This window comes from uncultured Campylobacter sp., assembly GCF_938045775.1.
In the GTDB taxonomy this organism is placed as follows: domain Bacteria; phylum Campylobacterota; class Campylobacteria; order Campylobacterales; family Campylobacteraceae; genus Campylobacter_B.
In genome coordinates this window covers 1-2,231 of record NZ_CALIBH010000066.1, presented here as the reverse complement: position 1 = coordinate 2,231, position 2,231 = coordinate 1, and the positions used below count along the sequence as shown (strand labels likewise).

General features: G+C 42.5%; 3 protein-coding genes. All 3 read left to right on the top strand.

Annotated elements, in window-relative coordinates; translation table 11 throughout:
* Nucleotides 1-515, top strand: a 515-nt coding sequence (locus Q0238_RS02210) for an FAD-binding protein (protein WP_297942486.1), incomplete at its 5' end; no start/stop codon positions are given.
* A gap of 277 nt (nt 516-792) precedes the next feature.
* Nucleotides 793-1,233, top strand: a complete 441-nt coding sequence (locus Q0238_RS02205; RefSeq protein WP_002947156.1) for a cytochrome c3 family protein — start codon at nt 793-795, stop codon at nt 1,231-1,233.
* Nucleotides 1,230-1,892 (top strand): NapC/NirT family cytochrome c, encoded by a 663-nt coding sequence (locus Q0238_RS02200; protein WP_297942488.1) that lies wholly within the window; start codon nt 1,230-1,232, stop codon nt 1,890-1,892. The genes Q0238_RS02205 and Q0238_RS02200 overlap by 4 nt, the downstream gene beginning before the upstream one ends.
* The last annotated feature ends 339 nt before the right edge of the window (nt 1,893-2,231 follow it).

Below are 2,231 nucleotides of genomic sequence, written 5' to 3'. Positions count from 1 at the left end.
CTATGTTTAAAGTAATCGACGCAAAAGCAGATATCTATCCTATCAACTTCTGCGACGCCGACGGCGTAAAAAATATGGTCATACCTGAGCACTACACTAAACCACTGGAATCTGGCGTACTAAAGAAATTTGAAACTCTAGACGAACTTGCGGCATTTTATAAAATCCCTGCTGCAGAGCTAAAAAAGACCGTCGAGAGATACAATAGCTTCGTTAAATCAGGCAAAGACGAAGACTTTGGCAAACCTATGGATAAAACCACTACAAACGGCGTAGATATCTCTAAACCGCCTTTCTACGCTATGCGCGGTACGCCAAAACTCCACCACACTATGGGCGGTATCGATATCAATACCAAAGCTCAGGTCATCTCGCTACAAACAGAGATGCCTATTCCAAGATTATTTGCCGCAGGCGAGATCACAGGCGGCGTACACGGAGCTAGCCGCTTAGGTAGCGTGGCGATCGCAGATTGTCTGACATTCGGTATGATCGCAGGAGAGAATATAGGCTAATTTTCGGCGTCTTTCGGACGCTTTTTGCGGAGCTTGCTAAAATTTTACTTGGCAGACTAATTTTTGCTTCGCGTTGCTCGCAACTGCAAGCAGAAGTCTAGCCTGCGCAAAATTTTAGCCGCGCAACCCCAAAAATCGCCTCGAAATACTTGCAAATATTATTTAGTATCGCAGGTTAAATTTAAGACTAAATTCGAGAATTCAGCCTGCGATCTTTTTAAATTTAAAGCCGAATTTGCAGTTAAATTTGTAAATTTGACATCCGAAAGGAATTCGCATGAAACATAAAGCGTTTCTCGCCTTGTGCGCATCTATGCTACTATGCTCTTTTGCATTTAGCGCAGGCGCCCCAAGCGCAAAGATAACGTCTTTAGTCGATCTTAACGTCACCGACGAGCTGCGAGCCAAACACCCTTTAAAACCTCATCACGAAAAGCTAAGCTTCACCTGTCTTGATTGTCACGAAGGACAAGGAAACGACGCTAGTAAATTTAAATCCATAGGCGATAAAGGCTGTTTGTCCTGTCACGGCGACAAGAAAAAGATAGCTAAAAGACTAGAATACATGGATCTGCTAAAAGCAAATCCCCACAACTCGGTTCACGACGGCCCTACGCTATACTGCGACGAGTGCCACAACGAGCATAAAAAATCAACCAATATGTGCACGGAGTGCCACGAACACGAAGTTCCGCAATGGATGGGGGTAACGCCATGAAAATTTCAAAGAAAGTACTAGCGCTTATTATATTAGTAAGCGGCATTATAGGGTTTTTAGTTGTACTGCCCGTGCATTACGCCCTAGAAGAAACTAGCGGAGAGAAGTTTTGCGTAGTATGCCACGAGATGGATCCTATGGTTATAGCTTATAGCAACGACGTTCATAGCGGTAAAGGCAAAAGCGGAGTAAGGGCTAAATGCGTAGACTGCCACATACCTCACGACAACCTAGCCAAATACGTCCTAGTTAAAGCCAAAAACGGACTAATGGAGGGATATATTCATTTCTTCAAAGATCCGGAGGCTATAGACTGGCATAAAAATAGAGAGAAAAGAGAGCACTTCGTATTTGATAACGGTTGCGTTAGCTGCCATACGAATTTGGTAGATAATAAGCTAACCTCAGTCAAGGCTCAAAAGATGCACGCTCACTATCAAAGCTTGCTAAATACCGACAAGCAACTAACCTGCGCTAGCTGTCACGCCGAGGTAGGCCACAGCGGACTAAACAACATGCTAAACTACTGGAAGCCTGAATACAAAATCTACGAAAAGAAAGCCGCAATCAAAAAAGAAGAGATAAAGAAGGCTTATTTCGGGGAGGATTATGTGGGGCCGAAGGTAGAGAACAAAGAGGATAACGTCACCAAAAAGTAGGCTAAAATGAAGAAAATTTTGCTCGTTAGCGACGACGTCGAGATGCAACTAAACCTCAACGCCGCGCTTTAGCAAGGATCCGGTAAATTTTAAGTCAGTAAATTTCGCGCGATAACGGGAGCTAAACTCCCGTTACGATCTTCGTAAACAGACTATCTCTACGCTTTATAAAAAAATTTTATACTAACAATCGAGCTTTTTATCTGAAGAATTTTATTTCTCGTATTTAGAAGCCGCGGAATTTTACTCGAGAATAAATTTGAACCAAAAGCTCGCATCTACTTAGCTCAAAACATAAAATTTAAAATAAGCCGTTTTCGATATAATTTTCAAAAATTT